The organism is Bacillus seohaeanensis (genome assembly GCF_042684945.1).
GTDB classification, from domain to species: Bacteria; Bacillota; Bacilli; order Bacillales; family Bacillaceae_B; genus Rossellomorea; species Rossellomorea seohaeanensis.
Genome location: NZ_JBHUMF010000031.1, coordinates 815,065 through 833,402, shown reverse-complemented (window position 1 = coordinate 833,402; position 18,338 = coordinate 815,065). Strand labels below are relative to the sequence as shown.

18 protein-coding genes are annotated in these 18,338 nt (G+C 36.6%); 10 read left to right on the top strand and 8 right to left on the bottom strand.

Annotated elements, in window-relative coordinates; translation table 11 throughout:
* Nucleotides 1-139: 139 nt before the first annotated feature.
* Nucleotides 140-916, bottom strand: a complete 777-nt coding sequence (locus ACFSUL_RS17395; RefSeq protein ID WP_377937166.1) for a YibE/F family protein — start codon at nucleotides 914-916, stop codon at nucleotides 140-142.
* Nucleotides 913-2,022, bottom strand: a complete 1,110-nt coding sequence (locus ACFSUL_RS17390; protein WP_377937756.1) for a YibE/F family protein — start codon at nucleotides 2,020-2,022, stop codon at nucleotides 913-915. The genes ACFSUL_RS17395 and ACFSUL_RS17390 overlap by 4 nt, the downstream gene beginning before the upstream one ends.
* Before the next feature lie 267 nt (nucleotides 2,023-2,289).
* Here ACFSUL_RS17390 and ACFSUL_RS17385 point away from each other — a divergent pair, with 267 nt between their 5' ends.
* The 5 genes from ACFSUL_RS17385 to ACFSUL_RS17365 all read left to right on the top strand — a co-directional run bounded on the left by ACFSUL_RS17385 (nucleotide 2,290) and on the right by ACFSUL_RS17365 (nucleotide 7,547).
* A complete protein-coding gene (locus tag ACFSUL_RS17385) occupies nucleotides 2,290-2,487 on the top strand; it encodes a TetR-like C-terminal domain-containing protein (RefSeq protein ID WP_377937165.1) in 198 nt (65 codons plus the stop codon).
* A gap of 789 nt (nucleotides 2,488-3,276) precedes the next feature.
* On the top strand, nucleotides 3,277-4,353 hold the full coding sequence (locus ACFSUL_RS17380) for a metal ABC transporter solute-binding protein, Zn/Mn family (RefSeq protein WP_377937164.1): 1,077 nt from the start codon (nucleotides 3,277-3,279) through the stop codon (nucleotides 4,351-4,353).
* 259 nt (nucleotides 4,354-4,612) lie between these two features.
* Nucleotides 4,613-5,617 carry a macro domain-containing protein gene (locus ACFSUL_RS17375; protein WP_377937163.1) on the top strand — a complete coding sequence of 335 codons (1,005 nt, stop codon included), beginning with the start codon at nucleotides 4,613-4,615 and terminating at the stop codon, nucleotides 5,615-5,617.
* Nucleotides 5,618-5,697: 80 nt separating this feature from the next.
* Complete coding sequence (locus ACFSUL_RS17370; RefSeq protein ID WP_377937162.1) at nucleotides 5,698-6,345, top strand: vWA domain-containing protein; 648 nt, start codon at nucleotides 5,698-5,700, stop codon at nucleotides 6,343-6,345.
* A 341-nt stretch (nucleotides 6,346-6,686) separates the two neighbouring features.
* Nucleotides 6,687-7,547 (top strand): EamA family transporter, encoded by an 861-nt coding sequence (locus ACFSUL_RS17365; RefSeq protein WP_377937161.1) that lies wholly within the window; start codon nucleotides 6,687-6,689, stop codon nucleotides 7,545-7,547.
* Nucleotides 7,548-7,662: 115 nt separating this feature from the next.
* On the opposite strand, the gene ACFSUL_RS17360 is transcribed toward ACFSUL_RS17365, so the two are convergent.
* Nucleotides 7,663-8,205, bottom strand: a complete 543-nt coding sequence (locus tag ACFSUL_RS17360; protein WP_377937160.1) for a hypothetical protein — start codon at nucleotides 8,203-8,205, stop codon at nucleotides 7,663-7,665.
* Nucleotides 8,206-8,682: 477 nt separating this feature from the next.
* Here ACFSUL_RS17360 and ACFSUL_RS17355 point away from each other — a divergent pair, with 477 nt between their 5' ends.
* Both ACFSUL_RS17355 and ACFSUL_RS17350 read left to right on the top strand, forming a co-directional pair.
* The gene (locus tag ACFSUL_RS17355; protein ID WP_377937159.1) at nucleotides 8,683-9,123 is read left to right on the top strand and encodes a MarR family winged helix-turn-helix transcriptional regulator; all 441 of its coding nucleotides are present in this window, start codon (nucleotides 8,683-8,685) and stop codon (nucleotides 9,121-9,123) included.
* Nucleotides 9,116-10,315 carry an MFS transporter gene (locus ACFSUL_RS17350; RefSeq protein ID WP_071412531.1) on the top strand — a complete coding sequence of 400 codons (1,200 nt, stop codon included), beginning with the start codon at nucleotides 9,116-9,118 and terminating at the stop codon, nucleotides 10,313-10,315. The genes ACFSUL_RS17355 and ACFSUL_RS17350 overlap by 8 nt, the downstream gene beginning before the upstream one ends.
* Before the next feature lie 409 nt (nucleotides 10,316-10,724).
* Here ACFSUL_RS17350 and ACFSUL_RS17345 read toward each other — a convergent pair whose 3' ends face one another.
* From ACFSUL_RS17345 to ACFSUL_RS17330, 4 genes are read right to left on the bottom strand one after another with little or no spacing between them, the layout of a single operon-like run.
* On the bottom strand, nucleotides 10,725-12,257 hold the full coding sequence (locus ACFSUL_RS17345) for a polyamine aminopropyltransferase (protein ID WP_377937158.1): 1,533 nt from the start codon (nucleotides 12,255-12,257) through the stop codon (nucleotides 10,725-10,727).
* Between the two features lie 24 nt (nucleotides 12,258-12,281).
* The gene (locus ACFSUL_RS17340; protein ID WP_084778385.1) at nucleotides 12,282-12,704 is read right to left on the bottom strand and encodes a DUF350 domain-containing protein; all 423 of its coding nucleotides are present in this window, start codon (nucleotides 12,702-12,704) and stop codon (nucleotides 12,282-12,284) included.
* A 20-nt stretch (nucleotides 12,705-12,724) separates the two neighbouring features.
* The gene (locus ACFSUL_RS17335; protein WP_377937157.1) at nucleotides 12,725-13,276 is read right to left on the bottom strand and encodes a DUF4247 domain-containing protein; all 552 of its coding nucleotides are present in this window, start codon (nucleotides 13,274-13,276) and stop codon (nucleotides 12,725-12,727) included.
* 41 nt (nucleotides 13,277-13,317) lie between these two features.
* Entirely contained in the window at nucleotides 13,318-13,953 is a 636-nt protein-coding gene (locus ACFSUL_RS17330) for a hypothetical protein (RefSeq protein WP_377937156.1), read from the bottom strand.
* 509 nt (nucleotides 13,954-14,462) lie between these two features.
* Here ACFSUL_RS17330 and ACFSUL_RS17325 point away from each other — a divergent pair.
* From ACFSUL_RS17325 to ACFSUL_RS17315, 3 genes are all read left to right on the top strand, one after another.
* Entirely contained in the window at nucleotides 14,463-14,708 is a 246-nt protein-coding gene (locus tag ACFSUL_RS17325) for a DUF1450 domain-containing protein (RefSeq protein ID WP_071412527.1), read from the top strand.
* 99 nt (nucleotides 14,709-14,807) lie between these two features.
* Nucleotides 14,808-15,695: a pirin family protein gene (locus tag ACFSUL_RS17320; protein WP_377937155.1), complete on the top strand. Its 888-nt coding sequence runs from the start codon at nucleotides 14,808-14,810 to the stop codon at nucleotides 15,693-15,695.
* Between the two features lie 275 nt (nucleotides 15,696-15,970).
* On the top strand, nucleotides 15,971-17,449 hold the full coding sequence (locus tag ACFSUL_RS17315) for an aldehyde dehydrogenase family protein (protein ID WP_377937154.1): 1,479 nt from the start codon (nucleotides 15,971-15,973) through the stop codon (nucleotides 17,447-17,449).
* A 67-nt stretch (nucleotides 17,450-17,516) separates the two neighbouring features.
* Here ACFSUL_RS17315 and ACFSUL_RS17310 read toward each other — a convergent pair whose 3' ends face one another.
* Entirely contained in the window at nucleotides 17,517-18,218 is a 702-nt protein-coding gene (locus tag ACFSUL_RS17310) for an NAD-dependent protein deacylase (protein ID WP_377937153.1), read from the bottom strand.
* Nucleotides 18,219-18,338: the final 120 nt, after the last annotated feature.

Sequence of the window (18,338 nt, the reverse complement as noted above, 5' to 3'; positions counted from 1 at the left end):
CCATATACTAACAGTGCACATATTTAGTAGTACTATGGTATATAAACGTAAAGGGACAATTCTTCCGCTTCCATGAAGCAATAGAACTGTCCCTTTACTTTCCAAACATAAATTATTTTCGCTTTTTCTGTCATAACTTCTATTTAACTGTCTCGCTTTTGTTTTTTGTTTTCACTAAAAAATATGCAGTAATGCCGGAAGTAATAGGAATAACTAGCGTAACCCCAATTCCAGCACAAAGTATAGTTATCATTTCTGCACTAAATATCTTTGAATTGACAATATCTCCTACAGAATAGGATAGGTCTTTAAACCATATAAGCAAGGCTAAATAGCCTCCAAAGAAAGCGAAGAATAGCGTATTTGTGCTTGTTCCTAAAATATCTTTCCCAATGCTTAGTCCAGAGGTAAACAACTCTTTTCTACTAATGGATGGATTATGATAATATATTTCACGCATTGGAGAGGAAATGGCAATGGCAGCATCCGTAATGGCACCTATAGTACTCATAATTATCACAGAAGCTCCAATTTTAACAAAATCGACGCCAATATAAACGGAAAATATGCTCAGTTCTTCCATTTCCTCTTCACCAAACCCTTGAATCATTGCATTCTTCGTTACGATGACAATAAATAAGAGTAAAATAACCGTTGTGATGATAGTAGAAAGGAATGCCGTCTTAGTTTTACTGTTTACTTCATTAATATAAAATAGATTGATACAACTAATCACTGTACATGCAATCAATGTTAAGATAATTGAATCAATAGCTGGGTCGTTCATAATAATGACAGTAATGATGAGCACACCAAAGTTGAAGAATAAAGCCCAAAAAGACCTTGCTCCTTTCTTTCCGCCAATCAGGGTCATCAATAAGAATAAAATAGCTGCTAGTACAATTAAAGCATTCATTGTCTTGCCTTCTTTCTATTAACAAAAAATATAGAAATATATAGACCTATTGGAATAGTTAGTACGATTCCAATACCACCAGCTAGTGCTCGAGCTAATTCCAATGAAAGATTCATGGAAAGGGTAAAACCTAAGGGAGAAGCATTTTTAAAATACAAAATAAGCATTGGAATGGAACCACTTATATAGGCAAAAAACAAAATATTTGTCATCGTCCCCATAATATCTTTTCCAATTTCCATCCCCGAATTTTTCAGTGCTTTTACGGAGATGTTATTATTCTTTTCATATAAACTAAAGATAGAAGAAGACATTGTAATGGCTACATCCATTACCGCTCCTAAAGATCCGATGAATAAACCTGCCATAAATACCATTTTGTAAGGGCGCGTTATAAATTGGATTTCTTCATAGTGAAGTCCTTTTCCAGAGGTTAGCGATATTACAAGATAGGTAATGAGCAGCGAAATAAACGTTCCTAGTAGGGTCGCAACAATAGCTGCATATGTTTTTTCATTAAAACCGTTAACGAGCAACAAGGAAATAACAGTAAATAAAATAACGCTTATACTGCATATTACTAATAGACTTTTATCAGGATTATGTAAATAAATATCCAATGCATAGGATAACAGAAGGGCATTAACGACCAAACTTATAATAGAAAACAGCCCTTGCTTTTTCCCAACGAGAAGTAAGATGAAAATAAAAATCCATGCTACAATCAATACGTATTTATCACGTTTGACGTCCTTTATGTCTCCGGTTAACTCTTTCGTTTCCTCAGTACTTGTATCAATTGAAACGAATACTTCACTTCCAACATGATATTCTTGGTCATACGCTTTAGATGATGAATACTCATTCGTTAAATGAATGAGCTTCCCTTTTTCTGCTCCATTTTTTATTTCTGCTATTATTTGCTGTGTGAATAGATGATCTTTATTATCATGTAAATCACTCATTTCCTTTGTATCTTCTAGATTTGTTTTTATGACTTCGGCTATTGGACGGTCATAGAAGGAATAATTATGATTCACAAAAATAACCGAGGTGACAAAACAAAGTGCTAGTATGGTGTACAAAAACAACTGTTTATAGGTCATTTCTTTTAATTTAGTGATGATAGTATTCAACAAAAAACCTCCAACTACGGGATGAAACCCAGTGTCTAAAGATTGAACAGCTTGGGCTCAGAAAATAAAAACTTCTATAACTGTTTTTAACAAAGTGCACTAGTATATCTCTATAAGAGAATCCCTGGCCAACAATGGACTTAGAATAACAGTAATAATTTAAAGGCGTCAAGAAATTTTTCTTAACACCTCTTTTGGTTATGATTGGAGGTTGAGTTAGAATCTATTCTTTTCATTATGAAGGAATCCGTAGATGAACGCTACCTAGAGCCAAAGGGAGATATACAATTAAATTATCTTATTAGCTATCAAGCAAATGCGATTATTGGTATTTTAATGGAATGGCACCGACAAGGATACAAGACATCTATTGCAGAACTTAATAAGCAACTTATAACTATTTTATCTGTTAATAGTACGTTTCGTAAGGTGTGAGTAAATTTAATGGGAATAATTATTGATGCTTTTGAATTAAATGGAAAAGAGGAGACACACCTATTAAAGTGAAGGTGTGTCTAGTAAGCCTTGAAAGATTTTGAAAATCTACTCTTTATTTTCTAATAGAGAATATAGTTTATATATATGCTTGCTTTCATGTGAATAATGTAATACAATTCAAATCGTAATAATTACGATTTATTAGGGGAGGAGAATGCTGCACAGGAATGGTGTCTAATTGGTGGAGGGGTAACGTTATCGAGTTTTTCCGGGAAAGGGCTACATTACTGTTTTGACACAGGCTTACATGTACATGAAGTTGATAGTGATTTAGGGTAGGCCTACGCCCGAAGTAAATTTATTTTCTGAGACAATTGACTAGGAGATACATTGAGAACAAATTAAGTTTACTTGATAGAAGGGCTCTATGCTGAACAAAATGTATTGCAAAATCCAAAGACTAGACAAACAAGGGAATTACATATTATTTATGGTGAAGTTGTAACTACCAGTGTTCCATGATTCACTACCCGCATTTGTTGTAGGATAAAATTTTAGAAAAAACAGTAACGAGGGAAAAATTTACACTAGCATTGCATAGAAACAGAAGGTCGCTATTAATTTACCACGAAAAATAAAAGAAATAATTCTGCGAGAACAAGATGAAAAGAATGTATCGTATATCGAGAAATAAAATAGTCTTTTTACAAGTTTTAAATCGTAATCATTACAGTTTATTCACTTGCAATAACTACGGTACATAATGAACGAAAAGGGGAGAAGAACATGATATCAAGAAGGTTGGCTGTTATTTTTTTACTTATGTTATCTACAGTGATTTCAGGGTGTGCTTCGGGTAATGGTAGTAAGAGTGTAGTAACGAAAGAAGGAGATGCAAAAGATACGGAAGTGCTGAAGGTTTTTACAACGCTTTATCCTTTACAATATTTTGCTAGTGCAATAGGTGGGGATTATATTGACGTAGAGAGCATCATCCCACTTGGTGCCGATGCACATACTTTTGAACCTACAACAAAGCAGATGGTGGAGATTGCTGAGTCAGATCTGTTTATTTACAATGGCCTGGAAATGGAACCTTACGCGGATGCAATTGCTGAAGCAATAAAGAAGGAAGAGGTTAGACTAGTAGAAGCCACTAGAGGAATCGAAACAATCTCCCATTCTCATGGGGAAGGGCATTCTCACGAAGAAGAAGGGCATGAGGAAGAGGAGCAGCATGTCCATGAAGGAGAAGTAGGACATGGAGAAGAGGCACATGCCCATGAAGAAGCAGGGAATGGAGAAGAGAAGCATGTTCATGAAGAAGGGCATCACCATGGTGATAAAGATCCGCATATTTGGTTAGATCCGTATAAATCTATTACTCTTGCAAAAAACATTAAGAATGGACTTGTGGAATTAATGCCTCAACACCAAAAAGAGTTCGAGGAAAACTTTGTGGATTTAAAAAAGAACTTAGAAAGACTAGATGAAGATTTTCATAAAGTGATAGGGGATAAGGTAGATCCAAAAATTATCGTTTCTCATGCTGCATATGGATATTGGGAAGAAAGCTATGGATTGAAGCAGATAGCTGTATCTGGTTTATCTCCATCAGACGAACCTAGCCAAGCAGAATTATTGGAAATTATTGAGGTCGCTAAAGCGAATGATATTCAATATGTTATTTTTGAACAAAATGTAACGACAAAGGTTGCAGAAGTCATTCGTAAAGAAATCAATGCAGAGCCATTACGCTTGCACAACTTGTCGGTATTAACGGAAGAAGATAGCAAAAATGGTGATGACTATTTTAGCATTATGAATAAGAACTTAGAAACGTTGAAACAGGCATTACAATAAACGATAGAACTAGGGAAAGCATGGCTATTGCTTTCGAACGGTTTAAACGAGTGTTCACCTGTTGAAAATAGGTATTATTTCAACAGATGAATATTAGACTAAAATCACCTGTTGAACAATAAAAGTAATCGTCTGTAAAAAAGCAACAATGTTTACGAAAACAGTAAAAAAATAATCTCCCCTCTTTTTAAGATTCCTTTCATTAGCTATGATTGGAAGTATAGGAAAGAAGACACTTGGTGGGAAAGGGGAAGGTAGTATGCCACTAGAAATTGTTCGCAATGATATTACGAAGATGAATGTAGATGCGATTGTGAATGCTGCGAATACAGAACTGAAAATGGGTGGCGGTGTATGTGGTGCTATATTTCGTGCGGCAGGTGCCAGTGAGCTGCAAGAAGCATGCGATAAAATTGGTGGGTGCAAGGTTGGAGAAGCCGTTATTACCGATGGATTTAAGGTTGCTGCAAAACATATCATTCATACACCAGGGCCTATTTGGCAAGGTGGTTCAAAGCAAGAAGCGGTTCAGTTGAAAGCTTCTTATGCTAACTCTTTAGAATTAGCACAGAATTATCAATGTAAGTCTATCGCTTTTCCGTTGATTTCAACTGGCATATATGGTTATCCAAAAGAGGAAGCGTTACAACTGGCTGTTTCTGCCATCAGTTCCTTTTTATTTCATCATGATGATATGCTCGTTTATTTAGTTGTTTTTGACAAGAAATCTTTCGGTTTAAGCAAGAAGTTATTTACATCCATCCATCAATATATTGATGAGCATTATGTAGAGGAAGTAGAAAGCACTTTTAGTAGTAGAAGAAACGAACGGTATGTATTGGAGCAGTTGCACGATATCGAAATAATGCAGCAAGATGTAATGGAGGAAGAAAATAATTCTTTAGTAAACTTGTTGGAGCAACTAGATGAACCTTTTTCAGTGCAACTGTTACGTTTAATTGATGAAAAAGGAATGACAGATGTAGAGGCGTATAAAAGGGCGAACGTTGACCGTCGATTATTCTCAAAGATTCGGAATAGAGTCGATTATACTCCGGCGAAGAAAACTGCTATTGCCTTTGCTATTGCTTTAAAATTAAATTTAGAAGAAACGGAGGAGTTGCTAACTACTGCCGGTTATACCTTGTCACACAGTAGTAAATTTGATGTTATTATTGAGTTCTTTATTAAACAAGCTAACTACGATATTCATGAAATTAATGAAGCCTTATTTGCCTTTGATCAACCATTACTCGGTGCTTAAAATGTCGCTTTGGAAGCGACCATTTCTTCTCCTGTCCTTGTTATTCTAAGTTTAGAAAAATAAAACGGGGGATGATTAGGATGAAAGAGAAAGTAACCGAATTAGTTTTTATTTTAGATAAAAGTGGCTCCATGGCAGGACTTGAGGCAGATACCATCGGTGGTTACAATGCAATGCTTAAGAAGCAACAAAAGGCGGAAGGAGAAGCTATTGTTACGACAGTTTTATTCGATCACAACTATGAATTATTACACGACCGAATAAATGTAAAGGGGATATCTCCTATTACCGAAAATGATTATGAAGTAGGGGGGACTACTGCATTATTAGATGCCATTGGTTTTACCTTGCAGAAGATAATTAATGTACAAAGGAAAACAACGGAGAACGAACGTGCAGAAAAGGTACTATTCGTTATTACAACGGATGGGATGGAAAATGCGAGTCGCGAATATACAACGGAAAAAATCAAAAAAATGATCGAGCATCAAAAAGATAAATATGGCTGGGAATTCATGTTCCTAGGAGCTAATATTGATGCGGTCTCCACTGCTGCAGAGTTTGGAATCGAGGAGGATTTCGCAGTAGAATACCATGCCGACCATATCGGAACGCAATTAAATTACGAAGCTGTAAGCGAAGCTGTTACGAACATTCGAAGTGGGAAAAAGATTGATCGAGGTTGGAAAGAGGGAATTGAGAGGGATTATAATCGACGTTCAAAATAACATGTTCTACAAGATGAATTAAAATATTGGGGTATTTGATGTAGGTTATTCTGAAGAAATAAATAAATAAATCAAAAGAGAGAACGTCTATCGAAGAAAAGGTAAAGTATCTCTCTTAATTGGATAGGATAATAGTAGCCATGTTTTACGGGGATTTTTTTGAGAGGGAATGGCATGAATAAATAAGGAAACAAATATTCTTCGTTTCGTTTACATTCACGGGCTAATATTTCTCCCTCTTTGCAATAGGAAGTGGGGGAACGGTAGAGTTTACAAATGCTATTTTACTTTACATTCCACGTAAAAATACATAGGCACTAGACTGAGAAGAAGGTAGTAAGATGAGCATAATTTTAGCATTATTAGCAGCGGTGTTTGCTTCACTAACGAATATTTTAGTTAAAATTGGGATGGAAAACGTAAATTCTAATTTAGCAACAGCTATTCGAACTGTCATTGTAATAATAATGGCCTTTATTGTTGTCGTTGTGACAAAACAACTACCTGCCATAACGATGATTCCTAATAAGGCATTGGCTTTTATTTTATTATCAGGTATTTCTACTGGTTTGTCGTGGTTGTTTTTCTTTCGGGCACTTGCAGTAGGGGACGTGTCTAAAGTTGTACCCATTGATAAATCTAGCATTGTGTTAACAATACTATTATCTATTCTAATTCTGGGAGAGAAAGCTGTTCCGAATATTATAGTAGGAGGAGCTCTCATTGCTTTCGGTACTTTTGTTTTAATTGGCAAAAATGAAGAAAAAAAACGATTTACTGGCTCCCAGTTTTATATCGTGTATGCTATTTTAGGGGCTGTATTTGCGGCGTTAACTTCCATTCTAGCGAAGATAGGAATGGAAGGTGTCGACTCTAATGTTGCTACTTTTTTACGAACAATTGTGGTGCTAGTATTTGCCTGGGCAATCGTGTTATTTCAAGGAACACATCGAGAAATGAAACGGATTACTTCTAAAAGTTATCTCTTTTTAATTTTGTCGGGGGTAGCAACAGGCCTATCTTGGTTGTGTTATTTTGCAGCTATTGCGATTGGGAAAGTATCTGTTGTTGCTCCTATTGATAAATTTAGTGTTGTCATTACAATGATTCTAGGTTTTGTTATTTTGAAAGAAAAAGCGACAAAATACACGGTTATCGGTGGGATATTTATTACAGTCGGAACGGCTTTATTGATTTTCTAACTGAAATTACTTCAATAAAACACGGCTTAACCAATCAATCATTGGTTAAGCCGTGTTTTGTTGAACACAAGTTAATAGAAGATACTATCTTCTATGAAAAGAGTTTGTCCATTTTTTATTTAGGGCTTTTATCAAATGTTGATGGATTAATAGGAATACTATTAATTTCCTTTCTCAATACATCGCTGAACACAGAGGCTGCTACTTCATTAAAGTTATTATAGAGGTCGGATAGATCATCGTTAAAAAATTGAATGATACTCTTTGAGAATACTGGATACACTGACTCGGTTCCCGGTGAAAAACGTTCCACTGCTGCAAATATAAAATAGCGATTTGTTTTTAATGCTGTTTCAACTAATTTTTTCATTTCTTGTGGTGTAAATGTATCTGTTAATGGGTTGACGACTTGTCCATCATAGATGACTACAACATAAACGACTATATTTCCAAAAGTCTTTTGACTTTCCATGATAGTAGCTAATGCTTGGGCTTTCTCCTGATTTCGGACAAGGACAGGGATTAGATATCCAGCATCGTGTGGAAGTTCAATGATATTTAGTACTGTTACAAAAGGGTCATTTCCAACCGAGTGTTTTACCTCATTGAAATACGTAAACTGAGGTGGGCTTAACTGAGGGAGATTTGATTCAGTCATTTGCATTCCTCCTTTCTATCCTATTCTATGTTGTGAAACTACTATTGGTTCCTTCAGTGATAGAGTAGCGTTAATAGAATAAATAGAAAGAAGAACGAGAATGTTCATTCACTTTCATATCATATACTTTAACAATGCTACGATTAGACGGGTCCCTTTAACGTGTCAAAAACCACGGCGTAATTGTTGGTTTGGAAAACCCGTTCGTAAGTAGACACGCTCTTCCTGTGGAAGCCATCACCAAAGGGATCATTAATATCTGTTCGATAGAAGGGAATGAATTCTTAGGAGTCCTCCACTTCAAGCTTGCTAAGTGGGAGTAGTTCAGGTGACAAACCAGAAACGGTCTGAAAGATACAGTTCCTACTCGAAGTACCGAAATGGTTAACTAATTTCCTCTTTACAAACACTAAAATCAGAGTATAATGGATTTTATTGATTTTACTTACCTAGGTAAGTAATGGAGGATGCGATAATATGAAGGCAAAGGTAATTATCCATGAGCTGCATCAGTCTACTCGTTTTTTATCAAAAGTAATAAATAAACGGTTACAAGATTATGGGATCTTTCAATCGCAATGGTCTATTTTATTTTGTATAAAAGAATTTGGACCAATGTCTCAAACAGATATTTGGAAATACTTGAATGTAGAAGCACCAACAGTTACAAGAACCATTACAAAGCTTGAAAAGAACGGATGGGTTCTTCGTGAAAAAGGAGAGGATCATCGAGAGAAGATCATCGTGTTAACAGAGAAAGCAAAACAGGAAATCCCGAAGATAGAAGAGACTGTCGAAGCACTTGAAGAGCAATTGCTACAAGAGCTATCAATAACAGAGCGGGAACAATTAGTAGGCCTTTTAAAGAAAATTGACGGCACCGCTCAATCACCTAGAGAGGATAAAGTTAATGAATGAACAAACAAAAAATAATATATGGACGAAAAGTTTTGTCATTATATTCCTAAGCAATTTTTTTCTATTTTTAGTATTCTATGCGTTACTCACAACACTTCCTATTTATGTTCTTGATGAATTGAATGGATCTGAAACACAAGCGGGATTAGTGGCAACTATTTTCTTATTATCAGCAATTATTGTACGTCCATTTTCAGGTAAATTATTAGAGGACTTCGGTAAAAAGAAGATGTTAATGATTAGTATGCTTCTCTTTATGGCTAGCTCCTTTTTATATTTAATTGTTGATCATTTATACTTACTACTCGCATTGCGATTTTTCCATGGTATTTGGTTTAGTATTGCGACAACAGCAACGGGGGCAATTGCAGCAGACCTAGTTCCAGACTCTCGCCGTGGAGAAGGATTGGGATACTTTGCAATGTCTATGAATATAGCGGTTGTTGTCGGGCCATTTATCGGGTTAACGCTGTTACAAGTGACGACATTTAATAATCTCTTTTGGGTATTAAGTGTTCTCATGGTTGGTGCGATTGTCTTTACGGCATTAGTGCATGATCCTATCGTAGAAAAGTCAGCAAAAAGAAAGCTTTCGCTAAACGACTTATTTGAAAGAAAAGCATTACCAGTTGCAGCAGTTGCAAGCTTGATTGCATTTGGTTATGCTGCTGTTCTATCATTCATCTCTATTTACGCAAAATCACTAGGACTTATGGAAGCAGCAAGTTACTTTTACGCTATTTTTGCAGCTGCAATGCTTATTTCTCGCCCATTTGTCGGTCGTTTATTTGATAAAGTTGGACCAAATATTGTTATCTACCCAGCAATTGGTTTATTTGCAGCGGGTCTATTTGTTTTAAGTATTACCAATTCTTCGATGCTATTGTTTCTATCAGCTCTCCTAATTGGTCTAGGATATGGAACACTTGTCCCATGTCTACAAACGTTGGCAATCCAATCAGCTGGAAGAGGAAGAAGTGCCCATGCAACAGCAACATTCTTCACTCTTTTTGATATAGGAGTTGCCACAGGATCCTATTTGCTTGGTCTGATTGCTACGAACTTTGGTTATCAACAACTATATATTACAACAGGAATCATCGTCATTGCCGTTCTATTCGTTTATAGACTAATGATGAAAAAACGACGTGAAGCGGAAGAAAAGAATTACAAGGCAGTAAAAATCGGATAAATAGGGGAAGATTCAAAACAGAGCTTGGCGTTAAGTCAGGCTCTTTTTGATAGCCTAAATTTGACTATGACTCCTTGAAAATAGTAATGATAAAAGTTGATGAAGATGTTAGCTAACATCAGGTTGGGTATTATTACTGCTATATGTCTCAAAATATGGGAGTTTTAACTTTAAGGCTGTTTTCGCAAAGTTTATTTGGAACGTTCCTTTTTCCTGTATCCCATGGGCGTCAACTTATTTAATTCGATTAAAATGTATTTACTTGTAATATCTTTTTGACAGGGTGGAGGTCAGGGGGCACATTTGTGGTATTGGACAGTTTATTTGAGTAAAACGAGGTAAAGTGGTTGTGATTACCCCCTTTACCTCTGTATTTCCTTTAATAGCTCAATCTAGTAGGGAAAATCCATCAGTAATACTTCCAAGCATCTTGATAAAGCTGAACTAAAATTGGACGATTCATTCGGTTCACCGGTAGCTCAAATTCTTCCCCTTTTTCGACGATATGGGAGTCAATATCATCTCCAAATCGGAACAAGGTCTCAAAAATTTCTTCATTTAGAAATTTTGTTTTTACCGGGACGTGTGCGTTAGATAAATCGATGGTGTTTCGTGATGCTAGGGTAAATCCCCAATTACCAAAGCTTGGTACATCTAGGTGATAACTTTTGGTACGTAATCCTGTTGCCTCAATAGTATGGTTAATCGTCCAAAAGGCCTTTGTTGCAAATAAGGGACTTGTGGATTGGACGGAAACCATCCCACTAGGGGTTAGGTGATTCCTAACAAGTGAGTAAAATTCTTTCGTATAAAGTTTATTCAATGCTTCATTATTTGGATCAGGAAGATCGACAATGATAACATCGTATAATTCATCTGTCTGCATTAAATATTGAAATGCATCATCGTGAATAATGTGGACTTGGTCATTTTTCAAAGAACTTTTATTAAGCCGGAGTAAATCCGGGTGTGTGTTAGCAAGTTGCGTCATTTTCGGGTCAAGATCGACTAATGTGATATGCTTTGTATCATCATATTTTAAAATTTCTCGTACTGCTAGTCCATCTCCACCACCTAAAACTAGTACGTTCTCACGATAAGGTGCAAGAGACATTGGGACATGAACAAGTGATTCATGATAGCGGTATTCATCACTTTCAGAAAATTGTAGCTGTCCATCAAGGTATAAGCGTACATCTCCAGGTTCTTTCGTCATAATAATTCGTTGGTATTTCGTGTCATCGTGATAAATAATTGGGTCTGCATAAAGCTGTTGTTCAAAAGAATAAGCATATGTTTCACCATAAAAGAAGCCTAAAGTTAATAGAAACAAAAGGACAGTGCCGATCACTTTATGGAAAATTGGTTTATACACTTCTTTTCGAAATAAGTAGGTGACAATTAGTGCGACGAGAGCATTGATTGCTGCAACGAAAAAAGCAGTTTTAATTAAGCCAAGCATTGGACGGAGCAACAAAGCAAAGCCGACAGAACCAATTAAGCTACCTGCATAATCAAAGAATAACACGCGTGCGGTGCTTTTACTTATATCTTCACGAATCGATTCGACTCTTCGAATTAATATTGGTAATTCAAGTCCTGTTAGGAAACCTGTGATGGCGATGACTATATACAAATATAATTGTGCTATTTCAGGTCCAGAGTAAGACAGGAAAAAGAAAAGACCAAATATGGAAAATCCGCCAACTAGTGCAATAAGCAGTTCCGCTTGAATAAAACGCGCGACAAGTGAATGTTTAATACGTTCGCTTAGTGCAGCCCCAATTCCCATTGACATAAGAAATAGTCCAATAGTAATACAATAGAATAGAACGCTATCTCCGAATAAATAACTACCTGCCGCTCCATAAAGCACTTGATAGACGATACCACACACCGAGACAATGCCGGATGAAATGTATAAATACCTTTGTTCTTTCACTGATTAAAACCCTTTCTGTTGCTTTTATGTAATGCTTCCCGCAACGGCAAATCCAATAAAAATACTTAACGAAGCTGCGACAATAGCAACGGCGATATTATTTTTCTTAATTTCTTGTTCCACTTTAAATGGCGTAATGAGTTCAAATAGAAAATAGCTAATAATCATTAAAAAGAAGCCAATAAAAACCCAAATAGAGGCTCCCCAAATACTTACATTATGCGCGATGGATGCCTTCGTAATAATGCCAATGCCAATTAGCTTTCCAGCAAACTGAATGCCGACTGCAACATTTCCTTTTAATAGTTCTTCTCTATCGTTATACGGGGTAATCCATTCAAAAAGAAGCATGCAAACACCTGCTAACACGAGCATGATAATCCAGTAAGCTAAGGTAGCTAGCATCTCATATAAATCAAGGATTTCCGTCCATTCAAATGTAAACATTCCTTTTCACTCCTTATAGGTTATTTTCCAGCACCAGGCCCGCCACTACGAACACTGTTTTCTACACTTGAACCAAACCGAACCGTAGGGACCCTACCGGTATTTTTTACGTAGCCATTACTACCAATATAGCCAGAGTAATAGGTATCAGTACCTTCACGGTCATCTAAGTCCATGTCAAAGGCTTCTTCTGCAGCATCGGCTATATTATAGGTAGAAAAATAATCGCTGGTATAGTTTTGTCGGACAAACTTCTCATCTGAGACTTCGACTAATGCATCATCTGGATTTTCAATATCTTGATAGACTTGGACAAGGTATTTATCGTAGACTAGCACTGTTCGACTGTCTTTATTCGAAACTTTCATAGGTTCCTCTTCTTCTGTAATTGCGTTCGTTGCTTCTTTAATGGAAGATTGATAGGCTCTAAAGACTGTAGACGTGTTTCCTGATGCATCATATACAAGGTCGTGCATTGGGTATAACTGGTCTACTGTATCTAGTGCGGAGGAACATCCAGACAAGAAGAGCAGAATGCCTATGACTCCAATAAGGGACATCTTTCTTTTCAAATTCATCACTCCTTTTATGTGACATATTCATAGAGGTAATCCTAATTAGACGATGTTTCTACTGATCTAAGCAATAAACTACCTAAATACCAACGGGTTTCATCGTTATCCGGATTCCAAAGTGGGGGATAGTTTCCCATTACTTCGAATTTGTCTTTTTTTGTTTTTCCATTTTCTAATTCAACCTCACGCGTCAGCTCAAACGAGAAGTCAATCCATACATCATATGGGTAGGTATCCCACTCAATCCCATTATCGTTATTTACACTAATCGGTGTAACTTCTTCTTCATCAAGATAAGCGGTAAACTCCTTGTTTTCGACTACATAATCTATGGAAACAATTTCTTCAGGGTTTGTTTCCCACACACCGTAAGCTTTCGCTAATTCTGTTTCTTGGACGTAGTACTCTCTGAAAAAATTATCTACTTCTCCCCATTCATGCATATCCAAATGGTTGAAAACAGCAATCGTATGGCTTAGCAACTCTTTCTCTTCTGGTTCATAATTCTCATCCGTTATGTAGCTACTCGTAGCAAGGGATACATCATCTGTTTGACCATCTTCTCCCTTTACCTGGATAGTACCAGGGGCAAAAATACCTATGATAATTAATAGAACGAATAAACTAATGATTCCTATAACGACCCATCTAAAAATTTTAAAAACTTTCTTCATCTACACACCTCCTCATGCAGCACCTGTATTTAGAAGATAAGGCTGAATTCCAGTTACATATTATACCATGTGGTAAACCGTTATTTTCTTAAGGCTTTCATTTTTTCATAAAATAAGACTTTCGTAGTGGTTGATGTAGTGGTTATAAATAACTAAGTAAATAAATAGAAAAATATTATTGTAGAATTTACTGTAAGTAGTTTTAATTTCTGAAAGGTGTTTTAAATTTCATGCATATATAAATGATTTTTTGAAGGAAAAACGAGGAGTAATTAGTTGCATTTACTGTAAGCATATGTTGTAATTAAACAAATAGTTGTTATAGCAACTATGTATTTTTAAGAAGTAAAAAACATGCAAGTAAAGCATCAAGAGCAAAAGAGTAAGCGCCCCGAATGGGTTTATCGGAAGACGCTGGTGCTAGACGTAAACTGTTCCTATAAAAGAGTTATCCATATGCGAATATTTTTATAGTTCACTTGCAAAGGTAAAGGGAGGTGAAAGCAGTTATGGGGATTGTAGTCGTTGAAATTTGTGATGGTAGCTTAATTAATGAACTAAACATTGAACGGATATTGGAATCCGAATTTCCAGAGGTTGCTGTAATAGAGAATGACTGTCTTTCCTTTTGTGGAATGTGTGCGAAACGACCATATGCTATTGTAAATGGGAAACGAATTTTTGCTAAAACAGCTGAAGAATGTCTGGCGTTAATAAAGAATCAAATTGAATCTGAATTGGCTATTTATGCATAATTGTTATGTTAACTAAGAAAGTATAAATAGTTAGTAGGAAAAAGCAGTTTCAGTACGTATACCCCAAATAGATGAGAAGAGCTATAAGGAGTGATAATATTGTCAGCACAAAATCCAAATAAATCTGCTGGACTATTACAAAGAAGCGTGAAGGATCATTGGTACGTTAAATATGATGAAGTGGGCTTTCCTTCTATTCAAAAAGGGTGGGTGCTTCCGGTTGAACGTTGGAAGGACTTTGATCCGTTTATTTTAATGGCGGAAGATTGGTTTAAAAGAGGGACCTTCTCGGATCATCCGCACCGAGGGTTTCAAACGGTTACTTATGTAGTGGATGGTAGATTAGAACATATTGATAACGCTGGTGGAAGGGACATCCTTGAGCCTGGCGATGTTCAATATATGAATGCTGGGTGGGCTGCTAGACATGCAGAGGAAGGCGTAGAGGAAGATATTGCTCACACGCTTCAGCTATGGCTAAATTTACCGAAGCATTTAAAACAAACAGAAACAACTTATCAAAATATATATAGCGAGAATGCTCCTGTCGTAAATGTTGATGGAGGATCTGTAAAAGTATTTTCAGGGCATGTCGCTGGCGTAGAGGGCCCGATGAAATCTGTTGTGCCGATTACTTTATCAGAAATTAACTTAACACAAGGAGCGACATACATCCATCGCTTACCTGAAACGCACAATGCATTTTTCTATGTACTATCAGGGGACATGGATTTTGGTGAAAATGGTGTTCATTTAAAAAAACATGGTGTTGGTACATTGACTTTTCATGACAGTGGAAATGAAGAGAAAATGAGTGAGCTTGTTATTAAAGCGAATAGTAGACGTTCAAGGGTACTTGTTTATTCTGGTACACCGATTAAGGAAGAAATTGTTCCATATGGTCCTTTTGTTATGAATTCAATGGAGGAAATTAGACAAGCATTCCGTGATTTCCATAACGGAAAGTTTGGTCCGCCTGCTAAATAAGTTTCAAACATAGAAGAAAAAATTCTATATTTCAAGTGGATTAACGCAATAAATCTAGTTAAGGAATACTAGAACTAGTCTGCTTTTTAAGCAATTTACTGTAACTATATTAGTAACCCTTTTAGTTGTTGTAGCAACTAAAGATATAAAGGGTTTGGTCAATCGTTATTGCTACATAAGCATTACGTACAAAGAAAAGGTTTTTCATTTAGTATTTTTGTAAATACTTAGTTAGTATTTAAAGTTTCACGTACTATATCAAAGGAGGACTATCTATGCCTAACGATCAAATTGTAATAAATGCCATTATTAATGGGGAAAAAATCCCTTCAGAAAAACAGGAACCACGCGAAAACCCTACACATCCAAGTGAAATTGTAGGATACGCACCAGTAAATACGCGTGAGGAGACAGTCCGTGCGATTGATGCTGCACACGAGGCTTTTCCCAATTGGACTGAAACGCCAATAGAGGAACGAATTAAACGAATGAGAAGAGCTATTCAAAAAATAAAAGATGCTACTTCAGAAATAGCTGGGTTGCTATCAAAAGAACACGGAAAGCCACTATATGACTCAGAGGGAGAAATAGGAGTATCATTGATGTGGATGGAATATGCCTGTGACAATGCCGAAGAAGTATTAGGTAATGAAATCAAAGAACATGATAATGGGAAAACGATTATTGCTAGGGATGGAATTGGGGTTGTTTCCGCTATCACACCATGGAATTATCCTTTATCTCTTTCGACGATTAAAATTGCTCCTGCACTATTAGCAGGTAACACGATGGTGTTGAAACCAAGTCCGTTAGCACCTTTAGCGGTAAGTAAGGTAGTAGAATTAATTGCAGATGAATTCCCTAATGGAGTACTTAACCTAGTCCATGGTGAAAGTGATGTCGGTGTTGAATTAACTTCTAATCCGAAGGTTGCTAAAATAGCCTTTACAGGGGGGACAGAAACAGCTAAACATATTATGAAGGCTGCAGCAGATACAATTAAAAAAATGACACTAGAATTAGGAGGAAATGACGCAGCGCTTATTTTAAAAAGTTTTGATGTGAATGATGAAAGAGCTATGCGTCGCCTTGTCATTTCTAACTTTCTAACTGCTGGCCAAATATGTATGATTGCGAAAAGAATCTATGTAGACCGGGCTATCTATGATCAGTTTGTTGAGAAATATATTGAAGCAGCAAACAAGTGGATCCGAGTGGGGGATCCATTTAATAAAGATGTAACAATTGGACCTGTAAACAATAAAAAACAGGCTGAATATGTACAAGGTTTAATTAACGATGCGGAAAGTAAGGGAGCTAAAGTTGTTAAACTAGGTAAAGTACTGGACGAGGATTTATTTAATGAAGGGTATTTCATGCAGCCAACAGTCGTTTTAGGCGCTGATTATAATGATCCTATCGTAGTAGAAGAGCAATTTGGACCAACAGTACCAATTTTACCTTTCGACGATGATAAGCATGCGATTGAATTGGCTAATGACAGTATTTACGGACTTACTAGCTCCGTGTGGGGAGAAGAGGAGCATGCTATCGAAGTAGCTAAACACGTCCAAGCCGGTACAACAATGATTAACACTGCGGCTGTTCAGGGACTAGATGTACGTTTTCCGTTTGGAGGAGTGAAACAATCGGGAATTGGACGTGAATACGGAAAAGAAGGTCTTCTCGCCTATACAGATACACATGTTATTAATATTCCTAAAAATAAGGATTTACCTTATATTCCAGAGTAATGAAGTAAATAGTATTTAGACGAAAAGGAACGGTTCTTCCACTTCAATGAAGAACCGTTCCTTTATTTTACTCATCCATCTCCTTCAAAACCTTCCCAATCTTCTGGTCGCTAATTATAAGGTCTGCATAATGGTCAAATTCTGTTGGGTCTTGATTTACAATCACCAATTTTGCACCAATTTCCTTTGCGATAAGCGGAAATTGGTTTGCAGGAGAAACGGTTAAAGAGGAGCCAAGGACAATAAAGAGATTCGCTTTTTGAGATTCTTCAAAAGCAAATTGAAAAGCATCTTCCGGCAGTGATTCACCGAATAAGACGATTGATGGACGTAAGACGCCACCACACTCACAATAATAATCTTGCTTGATGTATTCTTCACTGCTGTACTCCTTGCCACATGTTTGGCAATGCAATTTTTGCAGTGTTCCGTGCAACTCTGCAACTTGTCGAGAGCCAGCTTGTTGATGAAAACCATCTACATTTTGCGTAATGATTGACTGTATTATTCCTTGGTGTTCCCATTTTGCAAGAATGTAATGGCCCTGATGCGGTGAATATTCTTTTACGCCAAGAACTCTTTCACGATAAAATTCAATAAACTCATGGACATTTTGATTTAACGAATCCGTGCTTGCAATTCGACTAGGGTCTTTTTTCTTCCACACTCCATTAGAGGAGCGAAAATCTGGAAGTCCACTTTCGGTAGACATACCAGCGCCCGTAAATACAACTGTGTAATTGGAATCTCGTAACCATTGTTTTAGCAATATGTACACTCCATTTCTTCAACTTTTAACTAGCAAGATATATTTTAACAAGAGATTCCCGTGATAAAAAGTTTGATTTGGTGTGAGGGGAAAGGAATAATTGAGCGGGGGAAGGAGTTT

Coding starts and splice junctions, on each gene's coding strand:
- ACFSUL_RS17330 (WP_377937156.1), bottom strand. CDS start 13,953: ATGAAGAAAGTTTTTAAAATTTTTAGATGGGTCGTTATAGGAATCATT.
- ACFSUL_RS17370 (WP_377937162.1), top strand. CDS start 5,698: ATGAAAGAGAAAGTAACCGAATTAGTTTTTATTTTAGATAAAAGTGGC.
- ACFSUL_RS17390 (WP_377937756.1), bottom strand. CDS start 2,022: ATGACCTATAAACAGTTGTTTTTGTACACCATACTAGCACTTTGTTTT.
- ACFSUL_RS17340 (WP_084778385.1), bottom strand. CDS start 12,704: ATGTTTACATTTGAATGGACGGAAATCCTTGATTTATATGAGATGCTA.
- ACFSUL_RS17325 (WP_071412527.1), top strand. CDS start 14,463: ATGGGGATTGTAGTCGTTGAAATTTGTGATGGTAGCTTAATTAATGAA.
- ACFSUL_RS17355 (WP_377937159.1), top strand. CDS start 8,683: ATGAAGGCAAAGGTAATTATCCATGAGCTGCATCAGTCTACTCGTTTT.
- ACFSUL_RS17360 (WP_377937160.1), bottom strand. CDS start 8,205: ATGACTGAATCAAATCTCCCTCAGTTAAGCCCACCTCAGTTTACGTAT.
- ACFSUL_RS17315 (WP_377937154.1), top strand. CDS start 15,971: ATGCCTAACGATCAAATTGTAATAAATGCCATTATTAATGGGGAAAAA.
- ACFSUL_RS17380 (WP_377937164.1), top strand. CDS start 3,277: ATGATATCAAGAAGGTTGGCTGTTATTTTTTTACTTATGTTATCTACA.
- ACFSUL_RS17365 (WP_377937161.1), top strand. CDS start 6,687: ATGAGCATAATTTTAGCATTATTAGCAGCGGTGTTTGCTTCACTAACG.
- ACFSUL_RS17350 (WP_071412531.1), top strand. CDS start 9,116: ATGAATGAACAAACAAAAAATAATATATGGACGAAAAGTTTTGTCATT.
- ACFSUL_RS17375 (WP_377937163.1), top strand. CDS start 4,613: ATGCCACTAGAAATTGTTCGCAATGATATTACGAAGATGAATGTAGAT.
- ACFSUL_RS17385 (WP_377937165.1), top strand. CDS start 2,290: ATGAAGGAATCCGTAGATGAACGCTACCTAGAGCCAAAGGGAGATATA.
- ACFSUL_RS17395 (WP_377937166.1), bottom strand. CDS start 916: ATGAATGCTTTAATTGTACTAGCAGCTATTTTATTCTTATTGATGACC.